Origin of the sequence: Rhizobium sp. 18055 (assembly GCF_902706285.1) — a bacterium.
Classification (GTDB): domain Bacteria; phylum Pseudomonadota; class Alphaproteobacteria; order Rhizobiales; family Rhizobiaceae; genus Rhizobium.
In genome coordinates, this window is record NZ_CACSKD010000010.1 from 164,685 (window position 1) to 190,123 (window position 25,439).

The window sequence follows — 25,439 nt, forward strand, 5'->3', positions numbered from 1 at the left end:
GATCCTTGAATGTCGTTTTGATCGGTGCAGCGTTTCTATTTGTGTTGTCGATGCTTTTCATCTGACATTGACGCTGCCTCAAAAGGACTATGCCGAAACTCCTGAATAGCGAACAGTTCAGAACATTAAAAAAGCGCATGCCACCGCGGCATGCGCTTTTTTAGTCTGCCTTATGTCCTCAAGCCCTACGCCGCAGCGCCGGTGCTCTTCGCTTCATTGCGCTTGAAGCCGAGATTGGTCAGCACAGCCGATACCAGCGGCGAACGGTTCATCGTGTAGAGATGAAAATCGCTGATGCCGCGCTTGGCCAGATCCTCGATCTGCTCGGCCGCAACCTCTGCCGCCACCTTGGCCCGCTCTTCCGGCTTGTCGTCATAGCCGGCGAAGCGATCGTCGAGGAAGCCGGGAATGACCGTGCCGCAGGCACCGGCAAAGCGCTTCAGCTGCGTCAGGTTCATGATCGGCATGATGCCGGGCACCACAGGAATGCTGATCCCCGCAGCGCGCACCTTTTCCAGGTAGCGCTCGAAATTGTCGTTGTCGAAGAAGAACTGCGTCAGAGCCCGGTTCGCACCATTCTCCGCCTTGCGCTTCAGCATCTCGATATCGGCAGCCACATCGCGACTTTCCGGGTGCTTTTCCGGATAGGCCGAAACGGATATCTCGAACGCGCCGATTTCGCGCAGTCCGGCAACAAGCTCTGCCGCATTGGCATAACCACCCGGATGCGGATTGTAGGGCGCACCAACGCCATCAGGCGTGTCGCCGCGCAAAGCGACGAAATGCTTCACGCCGGCGGCACGGAAGCTCTCCACGACGCTGTGCGTCTCGTCCTTGGTCGCACCGACGCAGGTCAGATGCGAAGCGGTGGCAAGCGGGGTGGAGGCGATGAAGCGCGACACGGTCGCCAGCGTCGGCGCCTTGGTCGTGCCACCGGCGCCATAGGTCACCGAAACGAAATCCGGGTTCCAGTCCTGCAATTCGCTGACAGCCTTCCACAGCTGGACTTCCGCCTCATCGGACTTTGGCGGGAAGAACTCGAACGAGATGCCGATCCTTTTGCGCGCGTCGCTGTTCAAAACCATTTTATTTTCCCCCGGCAAATATAGGTTCGGCGCGTTCGCTCTCGATCGAGGCCATCAGACGCCTGGGGTCACGTGCGAGCCAGATGGTGACTGTCAGCCCCTGCCCGCTCTGATGCCCCGGATGAAGATCGACGACCTGCTCGATATCCAGCCCCGCCTTGCGCAACCAGTCGGACATCGACTGATGCGAGAAGCCGAGACGGACATGTGCATGCTCGCCACGAAGATATTCCAGCGTATGAGGCGCCAGATCGATGATAACAAGCCGCCCGCCCGGGCTCAGCATGCGCGCCGCTTCGCCGATGGCGATCTCCGGCTGATCGAAGAAGTGCAGGACCTGATGGATCGTCACCAGATCGAAGTCCTGCGCCTCGAAGGGCAGGTTCAGAATGTCGGCATGGCGAACCGAGGCCTTGGTGATGCCTGTGCGGTCCAGATTGGCGCGGGCAACGCTCAGCATGTCGCGGCTGGCATCGACGCCGATGGCACGTCTATAGAGCCCGGAGAGCAGCTCGAGGATACGGCCGGTGCCGGTGCCGAGATCGAGCAGTGAATCGATCGGCTGGCTGCCGAGCAGCCGGATGACCGCGGCATCCACCTCTTCATCTGCCGCATGCAGGCGGCGCAGCTCGTCCCATTCGGCAGCGTTGCGGCTGAAATAGTCCTGCGCCCGCTCGGAGCGCTGGCGCTTGACCGCATCGAGACGCTCGCCATCGCGCAGGATGACAGGATCGTTCTCGGAGGCATGCGACAGCAGGCTTCTTACGAAGCTCGCGGCTTTACCGTCCTGCCGCAGCCGGAAATAGGCCCAGGCACCCTCCTGATAGCGATCGATCAGCTCGGCTTCGCCGAGCAGCTTCAGGTGGCGGGAGATGCGCGGCTGGGATTGTCCGAGAATTTCTGTAAGATCGGTCACGGTGACATCGCCGGCGGCAAGCAGTGCCAGAAGGCGCAGACGCGTCGGCTCACCGGCCGCCCTGAGAACGTCCACCACCGCATCCAAACCCAACCTGACAGGCTCACCCATATTCGATCCAATCAACATATAAAGATATCTTTATGTGAAATGGATTGGTCGCGCAAGCGGCATTTCGCTTCGTTCACGAAATTCGCTGCGCAAATAGCGACATAGCGGTCCACAAAAAAGCCCCGGCGAACCGGGGCTTTCTCGAATGCGACGATGCAAACCGGCAATCAGCGCGTCAGGCGCTTGTAGGCCTGGCTGCCCGGGTTCAGCGCGTCAGCGCCGAGACGACGGATCTTGTCCTGTTCGTAGTCTTCGAAGTTGCCTTCGAACCATTCCACATGCCCGTCGCCTTCAAAGGCGAGGATGTGCGTCGCAAGGCGGTCGAGGAACATGCGATCATGGCTGATGATGATGGCGCAGCCGGCAAAGTTTTCGAGCGCCGTTTCCAGCGCGCCGAGCGTTTCCGTATCAAGGTCGTTGGTCGGTTCGTCGAGGAGAAGAACGTTGCCGCCGGCCTTCAGCATCTTGGCAAGGTGGACGCGGTTACGCTGACCACCCGACAGATTGCCGACCTTCTGCTGCTGGTCGCCGCCCTTGAAGTTGAAGGCGCCGCAATAGGCACGGGAGTTCATGTCGAACTTGCCGAGCTTGATGACTTCGGCACCGCCCGAGATTTCTTCCCAGACGGTCTTGTCTGCGGCCAGTGCATCGCGGCTCTGGTCGACATAACCGAGGTGCACGGTCTCACCAACGCGGACCGATCCGGCATCCGGCTTTTCCTGGCCGGTGATCATCTTGAACAGCGTCGTCTTGCCGGCGCCGTTCGGGCCGATGATGCCGACGATGCCGCCCGGCGGCAGCTTGATCGACAGGTCGTTGATCAGCGTGCGGCCTTCAAAGCCCTTGGTGATGCCTTCCATCTCGATAACGACGTTGCCGAGACGCTCGGACACAGGAATGATGATCTGTGCGTCGCCGGGACGGATGCCTTCGGCGGCATCCACCAGCTGCTGGTAGGACTTGATACGGGCCTTCGACTTGGACTGACGCGCCTTCGGGCTGGAAGCGATCCATTCCTGTTCGCGCGAAATCGCCTTCTGGCGTCCTGCTTCTTCGCGGTTTTCCTGCAGCATGCGCTTGGCCTTCGCCTGCAGGTAGGCCGAGTAGTTGCCTTCGTAAGGAATTCCACGGCCGCGGTCGAGCTCGAGGATCCAGCCGGTGACGTTGTCGAGGAAGTAGCGATCGTGGGTGATCATCATCACGGCGCCAGGATAGGCACGCAGGTGCTTTTCCAGCCAGGCGATGGTTTCGGCGTCAAGGTGGTTGGTCGGTTCGTCGAGCAGCAGCAGGTCCGGCTGCGACAAAAGCAGGCGGCAGAGCGCGATACGACGGCGTTCACCACCCGACAGCAGCGTGACGTCGCTGTCCTTCGGCGGGCAGCGCAGCGCTTCCATCGCCATTTCGACCTGCTGTTCGAGGTCCCAGAGGTTCTGGCTGTCGATGATGTCCTGGAGCTTGGCGCCTTCGTCGGCAGTCTCGTCGGAGTAGTTCATCATCAGCTCGTTGTAACGCTCGAGCACGGCGGTCTTTTCGGCGACGCCGACCATGACGTTTTCAAAGGCCGTCTTGGCAGGATCGAGATGCGGTTCCTGCTCGAGATAGCCGACGGTCGCCCCTTCGGCGAGCCAAGCTTCACCGGTGAATTCCTTGTCCTGTCCGGCAATGATGCGCAGCACGGTCGACTTACCGGCGCCGTTCGGGCCGAGGATACCGATCTTGGCATCCGGATAGAACGACAGGTTGACGTTCTCGAGGATCTTCTTGGCGCCGTAGGACTTGTTCAGCCCCGACATGTGATAGATGAACTGGCGTGCCATCGTTGAATTGCTCCAGGCAGAATGGGAAGTTGCCGCTATGTAGGCGAATTGGCGCCCGGGAGCAACGCGCAGCGCCGAAAAACACGCGGGTTTTGTGGGAGCCTCGCGCAGCAGCGCAGCCAGAGGCGCACCCCATGCCAGCTTTTGGAGGCCGATCCAGCAAGACACGGCCTCGGCTTGCCCTCTCCGACCTTAGAACCCTGCCGCATCGACCATCCCTTCATTGCAGCCGAACTGCGTTCTGCCGGCGGCTTGGATGAGATCGCCAAGCCCCGCCTGCGCATCCGTCGTCGCGTCCTCGGACAGCCCGATCGTCAGTTCGCTGATGACGCGGCTATTCCCCGCCCGGCGGCAGCTCATCTTGACGCGATCACTGGCGCCGGGGCCGAAGCTCTTGTCGAAAGCGGCCTTGATCTGCTCGGCACTCAGCATCTTGCCGATATTGGCGGCAAACAGATCGCGCACTGCAGAGCCATTCAATTCATCCACCAGCCGCACCGCCGTGCCGAAATAATCGTCGGCGCTCATATTGGTGCAGGTGCCGTGCTTCAGCCATTCATGCCGTTCCAGCCCGGATTGGGTGCCGGGCATCGCCTTGTCGAGCGCTGCCTTGCCCGCCTGCGAGAGCGTCACCGCAGGTAGGTCACGCCAGCTGCCATCCTTGTCGGCAGACCGCAGATCCTCGGACACGCCGCAATAGTCCTTGCGCATCGGCCATAGCCCATGCAGCGAGAAATTCGTCGCGTCGTAGCGTTCCCCTCCCTGGTGGGCGCATTCGGCCTTGCGCTGGTTGGTCTGGCAGACGGCCGGCTGCCAGCTTGCCGCCAGAATGTAGCGGGTCCGCCCGCCGCCCTGCTGCGCCAAGACCGGCCCGGCGATGATTGTTGCGATGACCAATGCCACGATACGCGCAAGCAGATTGCTCATTCCCATCTCCAACCCAACCTCTATCCGCAAAAGAACAATTCATGAACACAAAAGCATGTCGCGCATCGTCCCGCAAGACGCAAAACGGCATCATTGAAATTCCCCGGCACAACCTGCCCGGCCTGTTGCATTTGGCCGCTGTTCTGGTCTTCTCCCGCCACGGAGGAAATCATGTTCGCAGACACCCGGCGCCTCGATCATTCAGGCGCCTCACTCGCCTTTCATCATCAGCCAGCAGACGGCGCGGCGCGCGGCATTGTGCTCGTCTGCCACGGCCTCGCCGAGCATTCGAAGCGCTACGAGACCTTCGCGACGGCAATGGCCGCCCGCGGCTACCATGTCTATGCCTACGACCACCGCGGCCACGGCGAGACGATCGCAGCGGACGCGCCGATCGGCCGCTTTGCCCGCCGCGATGGCGCAAGACGCGTCATCGACGACGTTTTGGCGATGCGCGACTACGTGGCGACCGAGCATCCGGGCCTCCCCGTCATCCTCTTCGGTCACTCGATGGGTGGATTGATCGCGCTCAATGCGGCAGTCACCTACCCCAGGAAATTCGACGCCGTTGCCATCTGGAACGCGAACTTCAATCCCGGCCTCGCCGGTCGCGCCGCGCAAGGCATCCTGCTGGTCGAGCGAGCACTGAAAGGCTCCGACGTGCCGAGCGACCTCTTGCCGAAACTGACCTTCGGCACATGGGGCAAATCGATATCGGGGCGCCGCACCGATTTCGACTGGCTGTCGCGCGATCCCGATCAGGTGGAAAAGTATATCGCCGATCCGCTTTGCGGCTTCGACGCCTCCGTGTCGCTGTGGCTAGACCTGTTCGAACTGACGTTCCGGGCGCCGCAGAAGCAGCATCTGGCACGCCTGCCGACAGAGACGCCGATCCAACTGGTTGGTGGCGGCAAGGATCCGGCAACGGACAACGGAAAAGCCGTCACCTGGCTTTCAAACCATTTGAAAGCATCCGGCTTCTCTCGTATCAGCACTGAGATATATCAGGATATGCGTCACGAGACCTTGAACGAGATCGGCGCTGACACGGCAATCTCGGCTTTTGCCGATTGGTGCGACCAGGCAACCGCCAGATCCTGAGCAACAAGCCCAAGGCCCCCGCCCCCTGAACGGGCACCCCTGAACAGCCAGTCCCGAGCAAAGAACCCCGACATGAGCAGCAACATACCGTCCGCCACCACGAACACCTCTTCGGAAGTGATGATGGGCCTTGTCCTGATGTTTATATCGGTCCTGATATCGCCTGTTATCGACATATTCTCGAAGCTTGCCATCACCACCATCCCCTCGGCAGAGATCACCGCGGCGCGCTTTGCCGTGCAGGCGCTGTGCATGCTGCCGATCGTGCTGTGGCGAAAGAACCTGGCCGACACCACCTGGCGCCAGAGCTTCTTCCACGCCATCCGCGGCGCCATCATCACCATCTCGATGATCTCCTTCGTCACCACGCTGAAATACATGGCGGTTGCCGATGCCATCGCCATCTTCTTCGTCGAACCGATCATCCTGACGATCCTCAGCAGCATCTTCCTCAAGGAGAGGATCGGCTGGCGGCGCTACACCGCCTGCGGCGTCGGCTTCTTCGGCGCCATCCTGATCATCCAGCCGAGCTTCCAGGAAGTCGGCTACGTTGCTCTTCTCCCGGTCGTCAGCGCCGTCTGCATCGCCATCTCGGCGATGATGAACCGGGCGCTTGCCCAGCGCGAAGATCCCTGGGTGATGCAGTTCCACATGGGTCTCTGGGGCCTGCTCATCTGCGCCATCCTGCTCTACATCGGCCACGGCAGCGGCTCCGACGTCTTCGATCCCGTCATGCCGGATATGCGCGCCTCGCTCTATCTGGTCGGCGTCGGCGTCACAGCCGCGGTCGCCGGTATCTTCGGCGTCTACGCCTACCGCTCGGCTCCCGCCTCGACACTGGCGCCGCTGCAATATTTCGAAATCGTCTCGGCCACCGCCTTTGCCTGGCTGGTGTTCGGTGATTTCCCGAATGCGCTGAAATGGCTCGGCATCTTCATCATCATGGGCTCCGGCTTTTATATCATCTGGCGCGAGCGCCGCTTTGCATCAAAGCCCGTATCCGATACATCTCAATCGACGCGGGCACCCTGATCTGATCGTGGGAGGAACATGACGGAAACCCAGCCCAACAAGGCCCCATTGTCTGGCATCCGGGTCATCGAACTCGCCCGCGTGCTGGCCGGCCCATGGGCAGGCCAGATGCTGGCTGATCTCGGCGCCGACGTCATCAAGGTTGAAAATCCCGATGGTGGCGACGACACCCGGCAATGGGGGCCTCCCTTCGTCAAGGGCGCCGACGGCGAAAACCTTTCCGCCGCCTACTACCATTCCGCCAACCGCGGCAAGCGCTCGATCACCGCCGATCTCAGGAGCGAAGAAGGCCAGTCGCTGGTGCGCCGCCTCGTTGCCACCGCCGATGTCGTCATCGAGAACTTCAAGCTCGGCGGCCTCGTCAAATACGGCCTCGACTACGAGAGCCTGAAGGCGATCAATCCGAAACTGGTCTATTGCTCGATTACCGGCTTCGGCCAGACCGGCCCCTATGCCGCCCTCGCCGGCTACGACTATATCGTCCAGGGCATGTCCGGCTTCATGTCGATCACCGGCGAGCCGGACGGGCAGCCGATGAAGGCGGGCGTGGCGATTGCCGACATCTTCACCGGCATCTATGCCGTGTCGGCGATCGAAGCTGCCCTCATCCATGCGTTGAAGACCGGGCAAGGACAGCTGGTCGACATGGCGCTGTTCGATGTGCAGTCGGCAGTTCTCGCCAACCAGAACATGAATTACCTGATCTCCGGAAAGCCCCCCACGCGGCTCGGCAACGCCCATCCCAACATCTCGCCCTACGAAGTCATCCCGACTGCCGACGGATACCTGATCCTTGCGATCGGCAATGACGGCCAGTTCCGCCGCCTCTGCGCCATTCTCGGCCTCGGCGCCGCGGCCGACGACGAACGTTTCGCCACCAACAAGGCCCGCGTCGCCAATCGCGACGAGGTACGCCGAATGGTCTGCACGCAGACGCTGGCATGGCAGAAGGCCGACCTCCTGAAAGCCTGCGAGGCAAGCGCCGTCCCGGCCGGCGCGATCAACACCATCGAGGAAATGTTTGCCGATCCGCAGATCGAGGCACGCGGCCTGCGTGTCGATCTCAAGGATGCAGCAGGCACGATCATACCGGGTGTGAGAACGCCCGTTGTCATGTCGCAGACACCGTTGCGCTACGAACGGCCCAGCCCTAGATTGGGCGAGCATCAGGAGGAGGTGCTGGCGGAACTCGCCGAATGGGAGGGGAAGAAGCCGACATGAAAAGAACCGGCGGAGAACTGATCGTCGAGGCATTGAAAGCGAATGGGGTCAAACGCCTCTCCTGCGTGCCCGGCGAGAGTTTCCTCGCCGTTCTCGACGCGCTCTATGACAGCGACATCGAGGTGATCGTCTGCCGCCAGGAGGGCGGTGCCGCGATGATGGCCGATGCCTGGGGCCGGCTCACCGGCGAGCCCGGCATCTGCATGGTCACCCGCGGCCCCGGCGCCACCAATGCTTCGGCCGGCCTGCACATCGCCAGGCAGGATTCTATCCCGATGATCCTGTTCATCGGCCAGGTCCAGCGCGACGCCCGTGAGCGTGAAGCCTTCCAGGAGGTCGAGTTCCGCCGCGCCTTCACCGAATACGCCAAATGGGTGGGCGAGATCGACGATGCCGCCCGCATCCCCGAATTCGTCACCCGCGCTTTTTCGATCGCCACGTCGGGCCGCCCCGGCCCTGTCGTCCTGTCACTGCCCGAGGACATGCTGCGCGACGAAGTCGAAGCGCCCCGCGCCAGGCGTTATGCCCGTGTCGAGGCCCATCCGGGCAGCAGCCAGATCGATGACCTCTATCTGCGCCTGCTGAAGGCCGAACGGCCAATGATCATCCTCGGCGGCACCCGCTGGGATGCAGATGCCGTCGCCGATTTCCAGACTTTTGCCGAACGCTTCAAGCTGCCGGTCGGCTGCTCTTTCCGCCGTCAGATGCTGTTCGATCACCTGCACCCGAGCTATGCCGGGGATGTCGGCATCGGCATCAATCCTGACCTTGCCAAAGAGATCAAGGAAAGCGATCTCCTGATCCTGCTCGGCGGCCGCATGTCGGAAATGCCTTCATCAGGCTACACGCTGATCGACATCCCCTACCCGCAGCAGCAACTGGTCCACATCCACCCCGATCCATCCGAACTCGGCCGCCTCTACCGCGCGGATCTCGCCATCTCAGCCAGCCCGCAGGATTTCGTCGCCGCGCTCGCCGATCTAGAAGCGCCTGATGAAGCCCATTGGGCCGAGCGCACCGAGCGCATGCATCGATCCTACCTCGCATGGTCGACACCGCCGCGGACCGGCCCCGGCGACGTCCACATGGGGCCGATCATGGAGTGGATCGAGGAAAACACCAGGCCCGACACGATCTTCACCAACGGCGCCGGCAACTACGCCACCTGGGTGCATCGCTTCCATCGCTCCCGCCAGTTCAACACCCAGGCAGCCCCCACCTCCGGCTCCATGGGCTACAGCTTGCCGGCCGCCGTTGCTGCCAAGCGGCTGTTTCCCGACCGCGAGGTGATCTGCTTTGCCGGCGACGGCTGCTTCATGATGCATGGCCAGGAATTTGCCACCGCCGTGCGCTATGACCTGCCGATCATCGCCGTCGTCATCAACAACGGCATGTACGGCACCATCCGCATGCATCAGGAGCGCGAATATCCCGGCCGCGTCATCGGCACCGGCCTCACCAACCCTGATTTTGCCGCCCTCGCCCGCGCCTATGGCGGCCACGGCGAAACGGTGGAGAAGACCGCCGACTTCGCGCCCGCCTTCGAGCGCGCCCGCGCCAGCGGCAAGCCATCGATCATCGAGGTAAAGCTCGATCCCGAGGCGATCACGCCCACCCGCACGCTATCGGAAATTTCCCAAACAAAAAGCCGGTGAGCGAACCCACCGGCTTTCTTCAAATCGAGATGGCAGCGAGTTTAGATCGCAGCCGTGACGATGAATTCGACCTTGTACTTCGGCGCAGCAAGCTTTGCTTCGCTGGTCGCACGCGCAGGCGTGTTGGCAGGATCGACCCATGCTTCCCAGGCAGCGTTCATTTCAGCGAAATAATCGATGTCGGAGATGTAGATGATCGTCTGCAGGATCTTCGACTTGTTGGAGCCGGCAGCGGCGAGCAGGCGATCGACTTCAGCCAGTGCCGACTTGCACTGGTCGGTGACGCTTTCGCCTTCGCCAACCTGGCCGGCGAGGTAGACAGTGTTGCCGTGGATGACTGCGCCGCTCATGCGGGCGCCGGCGTCGAGACGCGTGATGCTCATGATGTTCTCCTTGTTATGATATGAAAGGCGCCGCACGAAAGGCGGCGCCGGGTATGCCACTCGGTCGAGGACTAAGTGCGGATATGGTGGGTCTTCTGGTAGATCGCCGTCGAGCGGGCGCCGGAACGGCAATAGCCGAGCATCGGGCGCGGAAACTCGTCAAGCGCATCGACCATGCCGGCAACCGCTTCTTCGGTCACGCCCATCGGGCCGACAGGAACATGGGCGATCTCGAGACCGAGTTCCTTCGCCCGCGCTTCGATCACGGCAAATGGCGTCTGGTCCATGCTTTCCTGGTCCGGACGATGGCAGACGATGGACTTGAAGCCCATGGCCTTGATCTCATCGAGTTCATCGACCGTGATCTGGCCGGAAACCGAATATTCGTCGTCGATCGGGCGAATGTCCATCGCAAATACTCCTGAAATCGTTGGCTGAATGACTACGCCGCCCGATGCGAGGCGTCAACCGCAGATCGCTCCTACGTGAGCACTCAAACGAACGCGAAACTGAGGGCATAATCGCGGCTTTCGCCGGGCTCCAGCATGACGAATTCGCCGGCCTCCTCAAGCTCCGAACGCGCCACCCAGCGATGCGACACCGGTTCGATGCCGAGCACGTCGGCAGGTGCCGTCTGGTTGCGCCAGACCTGCAGATGCGGCAACGTTTCGGCCTTGACCCGCACCCTCAGCGTCTTGCCGCCGATGGCGGCAATCGGCCCGAGCCGCACCTCCGCCAGGCCGTTTTCGGTGGCCGGCGCCTCGACGCAGAAGATGTCGCCATCGACAGCGCCGAACCGCCAGGGAAAGCCACCGCCATCGAGCATCTCGCCCTCAAGCCGCGTGCCACCATCGAACCATTTGCCGCCGATATTCATGTGGTACATCAGGAAGGTCGGCACCGTCCGGTCGCTGGTGTTGATCACCTTGTCTTTCAGATGCGCCTCGCCCGTCTTCCCGTCGATGAACCAGTGGCGTTCGATGCGCGCAGGCAGCCCATCGACCGTGACGATGTCGATATCGGCGCGGCATTCCGCATTGCCGTTCTCGAATTTCGTCCAGAGCACCTTGGCCGCATGCCCAGCAGCCGAGCCATGCAGCGGATAGACTTTGCCGTCGGTGCGACCGGGTATCTTGTCGCGATGGCGGATGTGGTCTGGCCCGCAGGTGAAGAGGAAACCCTGAACCGAGTGCGAGATGCGCGCATCGCCATCATCAGGCACTGCTTCCTTCGGCGCAATATCGATGCCTTCGACCACGCATCCGCCGATGTCCATCGACGACGTTTCGTCCAGCATCAGCCTCGGCCCGGTAGCAGCGGCGAACTCCATCATGGTCTCATCTCCCATTCGACAACTGCGGTAGGGTTAGGTTGCGCGCTGCGTTTCGTCAATCTGGCCTATCTTTGCGATTGCCGAGATTTTGATTGGAACCGTCTGGCCCTCTCAAATGTTTATGAGTAAAGGGAAATTTGTGTGTTTTTTCATCTTTTGTTCAGCACGATTTCATAAATTCCACACTCGCGTCAAAATTCGCAGGTGTGTGTCGGCCAGTCACTAAGGATACGAAGACGTGAATCGCTTTCTGAAATCGGCATTGTCGGGAACAATCATCGCGCTGGCCATCACGGCAACGGCCGAAAACGCAGGCGCGCAGCAGTTCCGCCGGCAGGGCAGCGTCGTCTTCGTCACACCGAACGGCGACATCCTCGATTACATGCCGGAAGGCTCCGGCTATGCCCGTGACCGCAGCGGCAATCGCGTGCTGATCGACCGCAATGGCTACATCATTGCCACCGAAGCGCGCGCACGCGGCTACTACCCGCCACCGCCGACCCGCGAAGTCTATAACAACGACCCCTATTATAGCGACGAGCAGTACGGCGATCCCCGCTACTCCGACCCCGGCGCAGTGACAGGCTCGATCCCGCGCGAAGCGTCGATCGATCGCCAACCTCTCGACGATCAGGCCTACCCGCAGAACGATGGCAATTACGCATCGATCGAGCCCGACCAGCAGCAGCCGGGAGTGACGCAGCCGACGCGGCCTGCAGATCCCGTCATCACGCTGAACAACAAGTCGAAGTCCGAAATCGTCGCCCTGCAGGTGTTCCTCGACCGCGCCGGCGTATCGCCAGGTGCGATCGACGGCCATATGGGCGCCAACGTCACCAAGGCGATCTACGCCTATGAGCAGATGACCGGCGAGAAGCTGGATCCGAACAACACCGATGCCATTCTCGAGCAGCTGCGCATGTCGGGCGGCCTGCCTGTCGTCAGCTACACGATCACGCCTGCCGATGCGGCTGGCCCCTACGTCGCCGAAATCCCCGAGGACTACGCCCACAAGGCAGCCTTGACCTCGCTCAGCTACACCTCCACCACCGAGGCACTCGCCGAGCGTTTCCACATGGACGAAGGCTTCCTGAAGGAGCTCAACCCCGGCGCCGATTTCACCGTCCCCGGCACCATCGTCAAGGTCGTCAACCCCGGCGAGATCAAGAGCGGCAGCGTCGCCCGTATCATTGCCGACAAGGGCAAGAAGCAGGTCTTTGCCTATGACGCATCCGGCAACCTCCTGTCAGCCTACCCCGCCTCGATCGGCTCGACCGATACGCCGTCGCCGTCGGGCACGGTGACTGTCGAGCGTGTCGCCTTCAATCCGGGTTATACCTACAATCCGAAGATCAACTTCCAGCAGGGCGCCAACGACAAGATCCTGAACATCCCGCCAGGCCCGAACGGCCCTGTCGGCACCGTCTGGATGGCCCTGTCGAAGCCGACCTACGGCATCCACGGCACGCCGGAGCCTTCGAAGATCGGCCGGACCCAGAGCCACGGCTGTATCCGCATGACCAACTGGGATGCCACCGAACTGGCAAAAATGGTCAAACCGGGTGTCACTGTCGAATTCGTCGATTGAAATAGGCGCTGATCTAACTGTGATAGCGTGTCTGCTCGCTGAAGTAGACGAGCCTTAGAAGCTCGGACTGCGAGTTGACGCCTGTCTTTGAAAACACCGATTTGAGCTGGCTGCGGATGGTCTCTCTCGACCGGTTTGATTCGACTGCAAGGTCGGCAATCGACGATCCGCCGAGCAGACCGCGCATGATCTTCATCTCCGCCTTCGTCAGGCCGAACTTGCCGGCCAATTGCGGAATGTCCGCTGCGCCGGGCATGGCCGGCTTCTCGATGATGATGGCAACGGTGGGCGAATCGAAGAAGCCCAGCCGCGCGCTCTTCTGAAGCCTGATGATGGTCAGCTTCGCCGCACTGGATGACATCACCTGTTGCCGCTCGCCATCGCGCCATTGCCCCAGCAAGCGCGTGAGGCGGGCGTCTGCATCGGCATCCGTCAGGCAGACATTCCCCTGAATGCCAAGCCGAACGCATTGGCCGCTCTCCAGCGCCTTGTGGCCGACCTCGCTCGCCGAAATCAGCCTGCCGCCATCACCCACCAGCAACACACCGACACCGATGGCATCGAACAGGCGCCCACCGAGTTCGTTGAGGCTCTTCTCGCTCTGGCCGGCCTCGAAATACCGCACGGCCCGGTGCAGATGCGGCGCCAGCCGCGTCAGCATATCCGCATAGATCTGGTTATCCTCCGGTTCGCCTGAGGCGATCGAACTGGAGATGTTGAACAGCTGGTCGCCGCGCTTGACGAGTGCCATGCCGATGGCAGTCCGGCCGCACTGCTTCCAGAAGTCGTTGTAGAATTCGGTCTTCTCGAACGTGGCGCGCGGAAACAGCTCTTCGGCGACGAAACCCTTCCACATCGGCATCCGGCTCATCGCCTCGCCCCATGGATTGACGCTGGCGAAATGGTTCGCATAACTCTCGACCCATTCCTCGCTGAAGCCCTTGTCGATGTGCGAGGCGCCTGCGGCACGCGCGGGGTCGTGGCAAAACAGCGTTGTCCTTCCACCCGGAATAATCTCGTTCCAGCGACCGAGAAACATGTCCCAGGTCGCCTCACCAAAGATCACGCCATAGATCGTATCGACCAGGCCGTCATAGGTTTCCTCCGCAACAGTCATTCGTCTCCCCGGCATCACTCGCAACGCAAGATAGCAGTGTAAAGCTTCTTCAAATGCATGGAATTACCCCTTTCGGGTGATGCGCCGCGGCGGAAAATCGACACTGATGACGTCAGGTGTGAATGCAGCAGGTCACGGGCGGCCGCAACAGAACCACTATTCCCCGCAAGCGGGAGTGCATCGCAAGGCCATGCAGATTCGAGGATTGGCCTGATGCAACAAAGAATGCGCCCCAGCGGACCGGGGCGCATTCTTCATCTCGTTCGATTGGCTCTACGCCGCCGAGCGGATCAGCGGACCTGTCATGCGGGCTGCGGCCGTTAGCCTGACCGGCAGCTTGCGCATGATCTCTTCGGCAAAGCAGAGTGCGTTCTCGCGGGCCTTTTCGAGGTTGCTGGCGCGGGCCGGATCAAGTGTGTGCAACGTGCCGCCGCAATCGAAAATATCGCGGAAAGCCGAACGCTCGATGATCGCGGTGTCGAGAACCGGGACCTGTCGTTCCGAGAGAAGCGATTTCACCAGCGACAACGCCCTGGTCGTCACCATCGAGTTGACGCGGGTGAGCACCACGGAATGGCCGATCTTGATCCCTGCCTTCTCGTCCAGATACTGCAGCAACTCCAGCACCTGCGCGCCACCGCGCGCATCCATCGCGCAGCCCTGGATGGGAATGAGCACGTGATCCGAAAGCCCGATCGCGGTGGCCAGCATTGGATTGCGCGCGCCCGGCAGATCGATGATGAAATAGTCGGTATTGTGCTTGTTGTCTGAGATGTGGTGCGGCAGCGACGCTGAGGTGACGAAATCGATCACCGAGATATTTGCCACCTGCCCAGAGACTTCATGCCAACGCGAAATCCAGTGTTGAGGATCGGCATCGAGGATGGTGATCCGGTAGCCCTTGCGGGCAAGCTCGGTCGCCAGCAGAAGCACCGCGGTCGTCTTGCCGGCCCCGCCCTTGGTGTTTGCAAACGTAATGACTGCCATGTTCGATCCTCAAGGGGAAATGTCGCGAGCCCGGAATCGCTCTATTGCGCACATCAGGATGCATCGTGCGATTAATGCATCCTTTCCAATCATGGTTAACAATGCCTAAACACACCCACCCAAATTGCGGTGCGGATTTCTGATACTCGCCGTCGCCTGCAGCCGGAACAGCCTGCGCAGCAACAAAAAAGCCCGGAAGCGCAATGCTTTCCGGGCTAAGTCTCAGGTCCGCATTTTGTATCAGAAGCAGTCCGCAAACAGCGTCTTGGTGTTCTCGAGCGTCAGCGCCACCGGATTGCCACCCGCACTCGGGTCCTCGATCGCCATCGCCGACAACTCGTCGATTCGGTCAGGCGTGATTCCCATGGCAGTCAGCGTCTGCGGCACGCCCAGTTCCGAGCGCAGTTTCAGCACGTAATCATAGAAGCCGTCGAAGCCGCCCGAAATGCCGAGATAGGCCGCAGCGCGCCCGATCTTCTCCTCGATCGCCGCCCGGTTGAAGCGCAGCACCGCCGGCATGACGACAGCGTTGGTCATCCCGTGGTGGGTATTGTAGACGGCGCCGATCGGGTGCGACAGCGCATGAATGGCGCCAAGCCCCTTCTGAAAGGCGACAGCTCCCATGGCGGCCGCCGACATCATGTTGGCGCGGGCTTCGAGATCCGTGCCCTCTTTGTAGGCGCGCGGCAGGAACTCCTTGACCAGCCGCATGCCCTCCAGCGCGATACCGGCCGACATCGGGTGATAGAACGGCGAGGAATAGGCCTCCAGGCAATGCGCAAACGCATCCATGCCGGTGCCCGCGGTGATGATCTTCGGCATCCCGACTGTCAGTTCCGGATCGGCGATGACCACGCCGGGCAGGAATTTCGGATGGAAGATGATCTTCTTCACATGCGTCTGCGAATTGGTGATGACCGAGGCGCGCCCCATCTCCGAGCCGGTGCCGGCAGTCGTCGGCACCGCGACGATCGGCGCGATACCCTCGACGCTGGCACGCGTCCACCAGTCACCGATATCCTCGAAATCCCATACCGGCCGCGTCTGGCCCGCCATGAAGGCCACGCACTTGCCGAGATCGAGACCAGAGCCGCCCCCGAAGGCGACGACGCCATCATGACCGCCATCCTTGAAGGCCTTGACGCCGGCGTCGAGGTTCTTTTCGTTCGGGTTCGGATCGACATCGGCGAAGATCGCCCGGCCGAGACCCGCCTCTTCGAGAATGTCGAGCGCATTGGAGGTGATCGCCATCGATGCCAGGCCGCGATCGGTGATCAGCAGCGGCTTCTTGATGCCGAGGCTTTTGCAGGCATCCGCCAGTTCCTTGATGCGGCCGCGGCCGAGCTTGAAGGTGGTCGGATAGCTCCAGTTGGCTGTGATATGCGCGCTCATGCTGTGACTTTCTTCAGATGGTAGGATTTCGGACGCGTCAGGTTCTGGAAGCCGATGATCGACAGCGAGCCGCCACGGCCGGTTTCCTTGACACCGGTCCAGCACAGAGCCGGATCGAGATAATCGGCGCGGTTCATGAACACGGTGCCAGTCTCGATCTCGCGGCCAAGCCGCCCCGCCCGCTCCGCGTCCTTGGTCCACAGCGATGCCGTCAAACCGTACTGGCTGTCGTTCATCAGCGCGATTGCCTCGTCGTCGCTCTTCACCTTCATGATGCCGACGGCAGGTCCAAAGGTCTCCTCCCGCATGAAGCTCATCGAGTGATCCACATCGACGAGGATCTGCGGCGCCAGATAGGCGCCACCATCATCTTCAGGAAACAGCTTCGGATCGACCAGCGCCTTGGCGCCCTTGGCAACCGCATCGGCGATCTGCTCGCGCACCACCTTGGCAAAGCGCTTGTTGGCCATCGGCCCCAGCGACGTCTCAGGGTCCAGCGGATTGCCGAGCTTGTAGTTCGACACCCAGGCCACCGACTTCTCGACGAAGCTGTCATAGAGCGATTCATGCACATAGATGCGCTCGATACCGCAGCAGCACTGGCCGGAATTGTAGGTCGCGCCATCCATCAGCGTATCGACGGCAGCCTCGAGATCGGCATCTTCCATGACGTAACCCGGATCCTTGCCGCCGAGCTCGAGCCCCAGACCTGTAAACGTCCCCGCCGCCGCCCGCTCCATCGACCGGCCGCCCTCGACCGAGCCGGTGAAGTTGACGAAGTTGAAGCTGCCGGCCGCAATCAGCGCCGAGGTCGTCGCATGATCGAGGAACACGTTCTGGAACACATCCTCAGGCACACCGGCCTCGACGAAGGCCTGAACCAGCCGCTCGCCGACCAGCAGCGTCTGCGACGCATGCTTCAGCACCACCACATTGCCCGCCATCAGCGCCGGCGCGATCGTGTTGATCGCCGTCATGTAGGGATAGTTCCACGGCGCCACGACGAACACCACGCCATGCGCCTCGCGCTCGATGCGGCGCTCGAAGCTGTCGCTGGCTTCGACCACCAGCGGCGCCAACGCATCGGCGGCGATCGAGGCCACGTAATTTGAGCGCTCATTAAAACCCTTGTATTCGCCGCCATAGCGGATCGGCCGGCCCATCTGCCAGGCAAGCTCCGGCACCACGACGTCGGACATCTCGTTCAGCCGCGCCACGCCTTTCAGCACCAGTTGAACACGATCTTCCAGCGGCCGCTTCGCCCAGGACTTCTGCGCCTTGCGCGCCCGCGCCACCACCTCTTTCGCCGCCTCCAGCGGCAGCGCCGGGCGCTCGGCGTAAACCGATCCGTCGATCGGCGATATGCATTGGATCATCGTCATTTCCAGAACTCCAGTCATCAACAGGCAAGCGTGCGGACATGGCCCGCAGCACCGTAGGAAAGAATCGCGCGGTCGCGCGTGATAATCGTCAGATCCTGCTCTCGTGCAGTCGCAATCAGGATGCGGTCGATCGGGTCTCTGTGAAGCAACTGCGGCAGTGAGCAGGAGGCAATGAAAATGTTGGCAGTCACCGGCTGTTCCTCAATCTGAGCCTCGCGCTTGAAGTCATCGTACCATCGTTCCGCACTCTTGGTTTCGCGAATGCGGCCACGTGCCAATAGCATCGCCATCTCCCACGCCGTTATGGCAGAGACAAAAACAGGCATGGCTGCAGCCCTGGCACCTGCAAGTGCGACGACGGCATTTTGGGCCAAGGGTTCTCTTTTTGTCATCCAGATTGCCGTGCAGGTGTCGAGCAGATATGCGCTATTCATTGAAGAGCTTCTCGCCCCACTCCTCGTCCCAATCCATTGGCGCGGTGAGATCGACGCCCGGGAGAATGGTCAACGTACCCTTCATGCAACCGTAGGCCGGATGCAGTTCGAGCAAGGTGCCGTCATCCAGCTCCATCCAACGCTTGCCATCCTTGTAGATGATATCGTCCTCCGTAAACATTTTGACGTCTGGCTCTGCAGGCTCCAACAAACCAGAGCCTTCGCTCGCGTAGTCTGCCTGCTTCTTCTCCCCAAAGCCTGCCGCCTCGCCGCGACGACGCGCGGCCACCTCCCCAAGGTTGACACCGAGATAGTCGGCAATCTGATCCTGCTCCTCCGCACTCATCTTCCGCTCGCCGTTCAGCATCCGCGAAACAGCGCTGGGATCAAGCCCCATGAAACGCGCCATGTCTCGAAGCGATGCGCCCCGCTCCGCAAGCTTTTCATAGAACCAGGTACTGTCGATGGCGCCCATCACGATCTCCTCACGAAAACGCCCGCCGACAATAGCACAATGCGACCACAGCAACAACCAAAGCGAGTGTTGTGATTATCTCACGCCCGCTCGAATCCGCGCGCCACCTCCCAATCGGTAATGCGTCGATCGTATTCCTCCTGCTCCCATTCGGCAGCCCGGGTATAGTGGTCGATCACGTCATCTCCGAACGCGCCACGCAACATCTTCGACTTGGTCATCACACTGGTTGCAACCCGCAATGTCCGAGGTATCTCACGCACTTTGCGCGCACCATAGGCATCGCCGACGAATGGCGCTTCCAGCGCCATCTTGTTCTCGATGCCATCGATCCCGGCAGCGAGCAGCGCCGCGAACGCCAGATAGGGATTGAGGTCGGAGCCACCGACGCGGCACTCGATGCGGATCGCCTTGGTGCCGTCGCCGCACAGACGATAGCCGGCGGTGCGGTTGTCCTTGCTCCAGATCGCCTTGGTCGGCGCGAAGGTGCCGGCCATGTAGCGCTTGTAGGAGTTGATGTAAGGCGCCAGGAAATAGGTGATCTCGCTGGCATGCGCGAGCAGGCCGGCGATGTAGCTCTCCATCAGCGGCGACATGCCGTACTTGCCCTTGTCGTCGGCAAACAGCGGCGTCTTGCCGTCGATGCTCCACAGTGACTGGTGGATGTGCGACGAACTGCCGGCAGCATTGTAGTGCCACTTGGCGAGGAATGTGATCGCCTTGCCCTTGGCCCAGGCGATCTCCTTGCAGCCGTTCTTGATGATCGCATGGCGGTCGGCCATCGTCAGCGCATCGGCGTAGCGGACGTTGATCTCTTCCTGGCCGGCCGAGGCCTCGCCCTTGGAGTTTTCAACGGGAATGCCGGCGCCCTGCAGCCCGGTGCGGATCGCCCGCATCACCTCTTCTTCCTTGGTGGTCTGGAAGATGTGGTAGTCCTCGTTATAGGCGCTGGCGAGCTTCAGATTGCGGTAGCCGGCGGTGTGGGCGGATTCGTAACTCTGGTCGAACAGGAAGAACTCAAGCTCCGAGGCCATGAACGCCTTCATGCCCATGTCTTCGAGGCGCTTGATCTGTTTCTTCAGGATAGCGCGCGGCGAATGCGGGACTTCCTCGTGGGTATGATGATCGAGCATGTCGCAGAGCACCAGCGCCGTGCCTTCGAGCCAGGGAATGCGCCGTAGCGTCGAAAGATCCGGCTTCATCGTATAGTCGCCGTAACCGCTCTCCCAACTCGTCGCCTTGTAGCCGGACACGGTCTCCATTTCCATGTCGGTTGCCATGAGATAGTTGCAGCTATGCGTCTCCTTCCAGGCGCTCTCAAGAAAGAACTCGGCCTGGAAGCGCTTGCCCATCAGCCGCCCCTGCATGTCCACCTGGCATGCGAGAACGGTGTCGATGCGCCCATCGGCGACATCCTGCTTCAGATCGTCAAGAGTATAAATGCTCATCCGTCCCCCCTTGTCCATTGTCGTAAAATCGGCCCGACGAAGTGCATGCTCTGGCCGGTCTTCGCCGGTCTCGCCATTCATACATTCTCATTTGGCCGGCCAAGGGACCGCGGATGCGGTCCCTTGCTGTTGATAGTTTGCGTGAACTCAGGCCTTGCTCGGCACAGCGTCAGCCAATGCCGTTTCGCCGACAGCCGCTTCGGCCGCCGCGATTTCGCCCTTGCGCTTGGCGATCATGTCGCCGATCGGCGGTCCCTGGAAACGCTTCTTCTCGAGCGTGAACCAGACGACGATAGCCAGAACGATGAAGCCGACGGTGACGCCCAGGACCTTGTCGTTCGGCGGCTGGATCGCGATGTAGATGATCAGGATCATGCCAAGCGTTGCCAGCACGCCCATCGCCTTGAAGACGCCGCCACCGATATTCCACGGGCCGGGTGCCGGCCATTTTGCCGTGCCGTAGGCAAACATGCCGAGCACGATCGGAAACAGGAACGACAGGAACAGGAAGATCAGCGTCGCATTGACGACGGTGACATAGAGGCTGGCTTCGCCGACCGAGATGAACAAGGCACCCCAGACGAACAGGCTTTCAAGCGCAGCACCGGTCCAGATCGCCGCAACGGGCGTGCGGAACTTCGGGCTGACGCTTGCCAGCATTTTCGAACCAAACGGAATGCCGCCATCGCGCGAAAACGCATAGATCATCCGCGAGCAAGACGTGACCGTCGCCAGACCGCAAAGGAACTGCGCGATGAAGATGGCGATGTAGAGCAACGTCACCAGCCAGGCGGGCATGATTGCGTTGATCGTCATGAAGAACACACCCCAGCCCTGCTTGGCGCCTTCGGCCATATCGGGAATGGCAATGACGAAGGAGGACAGCATGACCCAGCCGGCCAGCGACGACCAGATGACGGCAGACACCATCGAGCGCGGCACCGAAATGGCCGCCTTCTTGGTTTCTTCCGACGTATGGGCAGACGCGTCGTAACCCGTGATCGTATAGATCGGCAGCAGCAGACCGAGGCCGAAAATATACCACATGCTATCCGACTGCGGCCAAACGGAGCCACCAGCCTCACCGGAATTGTTGGTGAACGTCCACAGGCGCGAGAAATCATGCGTCGGTGCGAAGTAGAAGCACGCAATCGTCAGGACCGCTGCCGTGACCAGGATCAGCGAACCGGAAAAATCGGTGAGCTTGGCCGTCAGGCCGATACCGAAATGGTTGATCGCCGCCTGAACGATGGTGAACAGCACCACGAGAACGACCTGCATGCCCGGCGAGACGACGCCCGCGGCATCGGCGATGCCCAGTTGCGCACCGAACGTGCCGCCGAGGAAAAGAGCGGTACCGATGTTGATCGCGCCCAGAACGGTGATCAGGCCGAGCAGGTTAAGCCATGCCGTCAGCCAGCCGGTAAAGCGCGTGCCGAGGATGGAGCTCCAGTGATAGAGGCCGCCAGCCGTTGGGTAGGCCGACGAAATCTGCGCCATGCCGAGTGCGAAGAACAAGGAAATGATGCAGCCGACCGGCCAGCCGATGCCGATCGCGGCACCGCCGACGCCAGAGGTCGCCTGCGCCAGTGAATTGATGCCGCCTGAAAGAATGCAAATAATTGAAAATGAAATTGCGAAGTTCGAAAACGAACTCATCCGCCGTTCGAGTTCCTGGGCATAGCCCATGGAATGCAGGACGTTGACGTCCTGCTTCTTGTCCAGTTCCGAGTAATCGGACATGACGTTCCCCTGTTTAGCGATCACCCGCGGAATTGCGGATGACGATCCAGTGCCAAAATGCCCGCGACGTTTTCGCCTACGGGCGGCTCGCAGTTAGACTGCTCCCTGGGGTCTTATCTTTTGTTGTCAGGCGTCCATGCTCTGCTGGAGCAGCCTCGTCAGATAGCTGGCCACGACCCCTTGGCCAGCCTGGTCTGCGATCAGGTCGTTGCGGACCTCGATCATTACATTGCGCAATCCGTTCGACAGCCCGTGCAGAACAAGCGTATGCGTCACGCCGTCTGCAGGGCCATAGGGCTCGTTGCGTTCAACTTTATAGTGCGACGTCCCGGCTGCGGCGGCAAGCATGCCGTCAGCAAGCCGGCTATCACTATCATGCAGGATGCCGATTTCGACGGCACGAGTCTTTCCGTAATACACCGGCGTAAAACTGTGGACAGTGACGATAATTGTCTCCTGCCCTTGCGCCGTTCGATCACGAATGAGCGCGCGAATGGCGTCATGAAAGGGAATATACAGAGCCTCGGTCCGCGCTTGCTTATCCGCGTCACTCAGCGTCGCATTACCCGGAATGTCGTAAACCTCGCTTTTCCCAGGCATCGCGCCTGCCGCTTCCGGCGGCCTGTTGCAATCGTAGATCAAACGCGAAAAACGCTGATAAACCAAAGTCGCATCAAGCGCTTGCGAGATCTCCCGCGCAACGGCAAGTGCACCCGGATCCCAGGCAATATGGCTGTTCAACGCCTCTTCCGAAAGGCCCAGTGTTCCGAAGCGGACAGGCAGAAGCCGCGATGCATGCTCGCAAATGACAAGCAACGGGCTGACACCGTTCTGCCTCTCGACCGCGACGCATTCCCCATCTGCTTCGCCCAGGACTCTCAACTGATCAAGCACCACAGTCGCTCCACCACAACTGTTAATAAAATACTTATAAGAAAAGAATTCTTCAGGTTCGAGCCACTGTCAAGCTCACTCTGAAAAATTCTTTTCATGACAGTGGTTGACATGGATTGTGACAGCGTTGTTAACTTTGAGTGGGAAAGTGGCACAAGACCAATCCCGGGGAGCAAGATCGCGTGACCGTTGCGTCGAAAACAGTTTCGGACGTAATCCACTCGCATTTTGGCGCGCTGACGCGGGCCGAGAAGCAGTTGGCTGAAAGTCTGCTGGACAACTACCCTGTCTCCGGATTGGGGAGCATCACCACGATTGCCGAAAATGCCGGCGTCTCGACGCCGACGGTCGTGCGGATGGTGCAGAAGCTCGGCTTCAAGGGCTATCCCGATTTCCAGGCGCATCTGCATCAGGAGGTCGAGGCAACAATTTCCAACCCGATCGCCAAGCACGATCGCTGGGCCACCAACGCCCCCGGCACCCACATTCTCAACCGGTTTGCCGACGCGATCATCGGCAACCTGCGCCAGACGCTGACCGGCGTCGATACCGCGACCTTCGACAGCGTCGCGCAGCTCCTGTCCGACCGCAAGCGCAGCCTTTATTTCGTGGGCGGCCGCATCACCGGTGCACTCGCCGAATATTTCTTCACCCACATGCAGGTCATCCGTCCGAACACGGCACTGCTGTCGGCCAATTCCAGCAGCTGGCCGCAATATGTGCTGAACATGAGCCCGGGCGACCTGCTGATCATTTTCGATATCCGCCGCTACGAGCAGGAACTGGTGAGCCTCGCCACCGCAGCCAGCAAGAGTGGCGCGGAGATCATCCTTTTCACCGACCAATGGGCCTCTCCTGCCGCGAAACTGGCGAAGCATACGTTTCGCGTGCAGATCGAGGCGCCATCGGCCTGGGATTCGTCCGTCGTCACGCTTTTCATCGTCGAGGCACTGATCGAAGCAGTGCAGAACTCGACATGGGACGAGACGAAGGAGCGCATGAAAACACTGGAGGGACTGTTCGAACAGACCAGGCTCTTCCGCAAACTTGGTTAGGAGGGACAATCACGACAGGCAAGGATGACGTGGGAAAGAGCGAAGCGGTGTCGTAATTGAAACATCTTCGCCAAATGCCTGCGATACAAAGAAAAATGAACGTCATCCAACCGTCACACAAGCTTCACGTAACGTCAGTAACAGCATCGTCGGACACTGAAACCCGAAGGAGAACAACAGTGATCTCTAATCTTTCTCGACTGCTCTCGCTCTCTACAGCAATTGTTGTGGCTTCAACTGCAATTGCTGCTGCAGAGCCTAGCGCAGAACTCATCGCTGCCGCCAAGAAGGAAGGCACGCTGACCACTATCGCCCTTCCGCATGACTGGTGCGGCTACGGCGACGTCATTGCCGGCTTCAAGGCAAAGTACGGCCTCGAGGTCAACGAATTGAACCCGGACGCCGGTTCGGGCGACGAAATCGAAGCGATCAAGGCCAACAAGGGCAACACCGGCCCACAGGCGCCTGACGTCATCGACGTCGGCCTCTCCTTCGGTCCGTCTGCCAAGGCCGATGGCCTGATCCAGCCTTACAAGGTCTCCACCTGGGACTCGATCCCTGACAGCGCCAAGGATGCCGACGGCTTCTGGTATGGCGACTACTACGGCGTTCTTTCCTTCGTGGTGAACACCGATATCGTCAAGGACGTCCCGAAGGATTGGGCTGACCTGAAGAAGTCGGATTACGCCAACAGCATCGCTCTCGCAGGCGACCCGCGCGCGTCCAACCAGGCCGTGCAGGCTGTTTACGCAGCTGGCATCGCCACCGGTGAAAAAGATCCGACCAAGGCTGGTGAAGCCGGTCTCGCCTACTTCGCCGAACTCAACAAGGCAGGCAACCTCGTTCCTGTCATCGGCAAGTCCGCTTCGCTGGCTCAGGGCTCGACCCCGATCGTCGTTGCCTGGGACTACAACGGCCTGTCCTGGCGCGATACGCTGAAGGGCAACCCGCCGGTTGAAGTCGTCGTTCCGGCATCGGGCGTAAACGCCGGTGTTTACGTCCAGGCGATCTCTGCCTTCGCACCGCACCCGAACGCTGCCAAGCTCTGGATGGAATACCTCTATTCGGACGAAGGTCAGCTCGGCTGGCTGAAGGGCTATTGCCACCCGATCCGCTTCAACGATCTGGCTCAGAAGAAGGCCATTCCGCAGGACATGCTCGACAAGCTGCCGCCGGCTGCCGCCTATGAAAAGGCTGTGTTCCCGACGCTCGACGAGCAGGCCGCCGGCAAGGCTGCCATCACCACCAAGTGGGACACCGTCGTTGGCGCAAACGTCAAGTAATACCTGACGAACGGCCTCTCCGCCCTCGCGGCGGAGAGGTTCCCTTTATCTTGCCCCGAT

General features: G+C 60.8%; 23 protein-coding genes. 7 read left to right on the forward strand and 16 right to left on the reverse strand.

What is annotated here, in order from left to right; genetic code table 11:
• Positions 1 to 185: 185 nt before the first annotated feature.
• The 4 genes from metF to GVL52_RS18165 form a co-directional block, all read right to left on the reverse strand.
• A complete protein-coding gene (gene metF, locus GVL52_RS18150; RefSeq protein ID WP_160009642.1) occupies positions 186 to 1,085 on the reverse strand; it encodes a methylenetetrahydrofolate reductase [NAD(P)H] in 900 nt (299 codons plus the stop codon).
• 1 nt (position 1,086) lies between these two features.
• Positions 1,087 to 2,112 carry a metalloregulator ArsR/SmtB family transcription factor gene (locus GVL52_RS18155; RefSeq protein ID WP_160009644.1) on the reverse strand — a complete coding sequence of 342 codons (1,026 nt, stop codon included), beginning with the start codon at positions 2,110 to 2,112 and terminating at the stop codon, positions 1,087 to 1,089.
• 167 nt (positions 2,113 to 2,279) lie between these two features.
• Positions 2,280 to 3,929 (reverse strand): energy-dependent translational throttle protein EttA, encoded by a 1,650-nt coding sequence (gene ettA / locus GVL52_RS18160; protein WP_160009646.1) that lies wholly within the window; start codon positions 3,927 to 3,929, stop codon positions 2,280 to 2,282.
• 192 nt (positions 3,930 to 4,121) lie between these two features.
• A complete protein-coding gene (locus GVL52_RS18165) occupies positions 4,122 to 4,856 on the reverse strand; it encodes a ribonuclease (protein WP_160009648.1) in 735 nt (244 codons plus the stop codon).
• Positions 4,857 to 5,027: 171 nt separating this feature from the next.
• Here GVL52_RS18165 and GVL52_RS18170 point away from each other — a divergent pair, with 171 nt between their 5' ends.
• From GVL52_RS18170 to GVL52_RS18185, 4 genes are all read left to right on the forward strand, one after another.
• The gene (locus tag GVL52_RS18170) at positions 5,028 to 5,957 is read left to right on the forward strand and encodes an alpha/beta hydrolase (RefSeq protein ID WP_160009650.1); all 930 of its coding nucleotides are present in this window, start codon (positions 5,028 to 5,030) and stop codon (positions 5,955 to 5,957) included.
• 72 nt (positions 5,958 to 6,029) lie between these two features.
• A complete protein-coding gene (locus GVL52_RS18175) occupies positions 6,030 to 6,989 on the forward strand; it encodes a DMT family transporter (protein ID WP_160009652.1) in 960 nt (319 codons plus the stop codon).
• A gap of 18 nt (positions 6,990 to 7,007) precedes the next feature.
• Positions 7,008 to 8,210: a CaiB/BaiF CoA-transferase family protein gene (locus GVL52_RS18180; protein ID WP_160009654.1), complete on the forward strand. Its 1,203-nt coding sequence runs from the start codon at positions 7,008 to 7,010 to the stop codon at positions 8,208 to 8,210.
• A complete protein-coding gene (locus GVL52_RS18185) occupies positions 8,207 to 9,865 on the forward strand; it encodes a thiamine pyrophosphate-binding protein (protein WP_160009656.1) in 1,659 nt (552 codons plus the stop codon). Before GVL52_RS18180 ends, GVL52_RS18185 begins: the two co-directional genes overlap by 4 nt.
• A 41-nt stretch (positions 9,866 to 9,906) precedes the next feature.
• Here GVL52_RS18185 and GVL52_RS18190 read toward each other — a convergent pair whose 3' ends face one another.
• The 3 genes from GVL52_RS18190 to GVL52_RS18200 form a co-directional block, all read right to left on the reverse strand.
• Positions 9,907 to 10,248 (reverse strand): RidA family protein, encoded by a 342-nt coding sequence (locus tag GVL52_RS18190; protein WP_160009658.1) that lies wholly within the window; start codon positions 10,246 to 10,248, stop codon positions 9,907 to 9,909.
• Between the two features lie 71 nt (positions 10,249 to 10,319).
• Positions 10,320 to 10,658, reverse strand: a complete 339-nt coding sequence (locus GVL52_RS18195) for a TIGR01244 family sulfur transferase (protein WP_160009660.1) — start codon at positions 10,656 to 10,658, stop codon at positions 10,320 to 10,322.
• Positions 10,659 to 10,741: 83 nt separating this feature from the next.
• On the reverse strand, positions 10,742 to 11,581 hold the full coding sequence (locus tag GVL52_RS18200; protein ID WP_160009662.1) for a DUF4432 family protein: 840 nt from the start codon (positions 11,579 to 11,581) through the stop codon (positions 10,742 to 10,744).
• A gap of 238 nt (positions 11,582 to 11,819) precedes the next feature.
• Between GVL52_RS18200 and GVL52_RS18205 the strand changes: the two genes are divergently transcribed.
• The gene (locus tag GVL52_RS18205; protein ID WP_160009664.1) at positions 11,820 to 13,169 is read left to right on the forward strand and encodes a L,D-transpeptidase; all 1,350 of its coding nucleotides are present in this window, start codon (positions 11,820 to 11,822) and stop codon (positions 13,167 to 13,169) included.
• A gap of 13 nt (positions 13,170 to 13,182) precedes the next feature.
• Here GVL52_RS18205 and GVL52_RS18210 read toward each other — a convergent pair whose 3' ends face one another.
• The 9 genes from GVL52_RS18210 to GVL52_RS18250 form a co-directional block, all read right to left on the reverse strand.
• Positions 13,183 to 14,286, reverse strand: a complete 1,104-nt coding sequence (locus GVL52_RS18210) for a LuxR C-terminal-related transcriptional regulator (protein WP_160009666.1) — start codon at positions 14,284 to 14,286, stop codon at positions 13,183 to 13,185.
• Between the two features lie 273 nt (positions 14,287 to 14,559).
• Positions 14,560 to 15,273, reverse strand: coding sequence for a ParA family protein (locus GVL52_RS18215; protein ID WP_160009668.1), 714 nt, complete (start codon positions 15,271 to 15,273; stop codon positions 14,560 to 14,562).
• Positions 15,274 to 15,513: 240 nt separating this feature from the next.
• Positions 15,514 to 16,665, reverse strand: coding sequence for an iron-containing alcohol dehydrogenase (locus GVL52_RS18220; RefSeq protein WP_160009670.1), 1,152 nt, complete (start codon positions 16,663 to 16,665; stop codon positions 15,514 to 15,516).
• Positions 16,662 to 18,047, reverse strand: coding sequence for an aldehyde dehydrogenase family protein (locus GVL52_RS18225; RefSeq protein WP_160009672.1), 1,386 nt, complete (start codon positions 18,045 to 18,047; stop codon positions 16,662 to 16,664). The genes GVL52_RS18220 and GVL52_RS18225 overlap by 4 nt, the downstream gene beginning before the upstream one ends.
• 17 nt (positions 18,048 to 18,064) lie before the next feature.
• A complete protein-coding gene (locus GVL52_RS18230; RefSeq protein ID WP_160009674.1) occupies positions 18,065 to 18,481 on the reverse strand; it encodes a type II toxin-antitoxin system VapC family toxin in 417 nt (138 codons plus the stop codon).
• Positions 18,474 to 18,956, reverse strand: coding sequence for a helix-turn-helix transcriptional regulator (locus GVL52_RS18235; protein WP_160009676.1), 483 nt, complete (start codon positions 18,954 to 18,956; stop codon positions 18,474 to 18,476). Before GVL52_RS18235 ends, GVL52_RS18230 begins: the two co-directional genes overlap by 8 nt.
• 80 nt (positions 18,957 to 19,036) lie before the next feature.
• Positions 19,037 to 20,404, reverse strand: coding sequence for a glutamine synthetase family protein (locus GVL52_RS18240; RefSeq protein WP_160009678.1), 1,368 nt, complete (start codon positions 20,402 to 20,404; stop codon positions 19,037 to 19,039).
• A gap of 147 nt (positions 20,405 to 20,551) precedes the next feature.
• Entirely contained in the window at positions 20,552 to 22,147 is a 1,596-nt protein-coding gene (locus GVL52_RS18245; protein WP_160009680.1) for an amino acid permease, read from the reverse strand.
• A gap of 126 nt (positions 22,148 to 22,273) precedes the next feature.
• Positions 22,274 to 23,044 (reverse strand): N-formylglutamate amidohydrolase, encoded by a 771-nt coding sequence (locus GVL52_RS18250; RefSeq protein WP_160009682.1) that lies wholly within the window; start codon positions 23,042 to 23,044, stop codon positions 22,274 to 22,276.
• A 179-nt stretch (positions 23,045 to 23,223) separates the two neighbouring features.
• Between GVL52_RS18250 and GVL52_RS18255 the strand changes: the two genes are divergently transcribed.
• Together GVL52_RS18255 and GVL52_RS18260 are read left to right on the forward strand one after the other, a co-directional pair.
• On the forward strand, positions 23,224 to 24,096 hold the full coding sequence (locus GVL52_RS18255) for a MurR/RpiR family transcriptional regulator (protein ID WP_160009684.1): 873 nt from the start codon (positions 23,224 to 23,226) through the stop codon (positions 24,094 to 24,096).
• Positions 24,097 to 24,275: 179 nt separating this feature from the next.
• Positions 24,276 to 25,379, forward strand: a complete 1,104-nt coding sequence (locus tag GVL52_RS18260; RefSeq protein ID WP_160009686.1) for an ABC transporter substrate-binding protein — start codon at positions 24,276 to 24,278, stop codon at positions 25,377 to 25,379.
• Positions 25,380 to 25,439: the final 60 nt, after the last annotated feature.

What these genes read in the sequence shown, in the direction of transcription:
- metF (WP_160009642.1), bottom strand. Translation starts at nt 1,085, where the DNA reads ATGGTTTTGAACAGCGACGCGCGCAAAAGGATCGGCATCTCGTTCGAG.
- GVL52_RS18155 (WP_160009644.1), bottom strand. Translation starts at nt 2,112, where the DNA reads ATGGGTGAGCCTGTCAGGTTGGGTTTGGATGCGGTGGTGGACGTTCTC.
- ettA (WP_160009646.1), bottom strand. Translation starts at nt 3,929, where the DNA reads ATGGCACGCCAGTTCATCTATCACATGTCGGGGCTGAACAAGTCCTAC.
- GVL52_RS18165 (WP_160009648.1), bottom strand. Translation starts at nt 4,856, where the DNA reads ATGAGCAATCTGCTTGCGCGTATCGTGGCATTGGTCATCGCAACAATC.
- GVL52_RS18170 (WP_160009650.1), top strand. Translation starts at nt 5,028, where the DNA reads ATGTTCGCAGACACCCGGCGCCTCGATCATTCAGGCGCCTCACTCGCC.
- GVL52_RS18175 (WP_160009652.1), top strand. Translation starts at nt 6,030, where the DNA reads ATGAGCAGCAACATACCGTCCGCCACCACGAACACCTCTTCGGAAGTG.
- GVL52_RS18180 (WP_160009654.1), top strand. Translation starts at nt 7,008, where the DNA reads ATGACGGAAACCCAGCCCAACAAGGCCCCATTGTCTGGCATCCGGGTC.
- GVL52_RS18185 (WP_160009656.1), top strand. Translation starts at nt 8,207, where the DNA reads ATGAAAAGAACCGGCGGAGAACTGATCGTCGAGGCATTGAAAGCGAAT.
- GVL52_RS18190 (WP_160009658.1), bottom strand. Translation starts at nt 10,248, where the DNA reads ATGAGCATCACGCGTCTCGACGCCGGCGCCCGCATGAGCGGCGCAGTC.
- GVL52_RS18195 (WP_160009660.1), bottom strand. Translation starts at nt 10,658, where the DNA reads ATGGACATTCGCCCGATCGACGACGAATATTCGGTTTCCGGCCAGATC.
- GVL52_RS18200 (WP_160009662.1), bottom strand. Translation starts at nt 11,581, where the DNA reads ATGATGGAGTTCGCCGCTGCTACCGGGCCGAGGCTGATGCTGGACGAA.
- GVL52_RS18210 (WP_160009666.1), bottom strand. Translation starts at nt 14,286, where the DNA reads ATGACTGTTGCGGAGGAAACCTATGACGGCCTGGTCGATACGATCTAT.
- GVL52_RS18215 (WP_160009668.1), bottom strand. Translation starts at nt 15,273, where the DNA reads ATGGCAGTCATTACGTTTGCAAACACCAAGGGCGGGGCCGGCAAGACG.
- GVL52_RS18220 (WP_160009670.1), bottom strand. Translation starts at nt 16,665, where the DNA reads ATGAGCGCGCATATCACAGCCAACTGGAGCTATCCGACCACCTTCAAG.
- GVL52_RS18225 (WP_160009672.1), bottom strand. Translation starts at nt 18,047, where the DNA reads ATGACGATGATCCAATGCATATCGCCGATCGACGGATCGGTTTACGCC.
- GVL52_RS18230 (WP_160009674.1), bottom strand. Translation starts at nt 18,481, where the DNA reads ATGAATAGCGCATATCTGCTCGACACCTGCACGGCAATCTGGATGACA.
- GVL52_RS18235 (WP_160009676.1), bottom strand. Translation starts at nt 18,956, where the DNA reads ATGGGCGCCATCGACAGTACCTGGTTCTATGAAAAGCTTGCGGAGCGG.
- GVL52_RS18240 (WP_160009678.1), bottom strand. Translation starts at nt 20,404, where the DNA reads ATGAGCATTTATACTCTTGACGATCTGAAGCAGGATGTCGCCGATGGG.
- GVL52_RS18245 (WP_160009680.1), bottom strand. Translation starts at nt 22,147, where the DNA reads ATGTCCGATTACTCGGAACTGGACAAGAAGCAGGACGTCAACGTCCTG.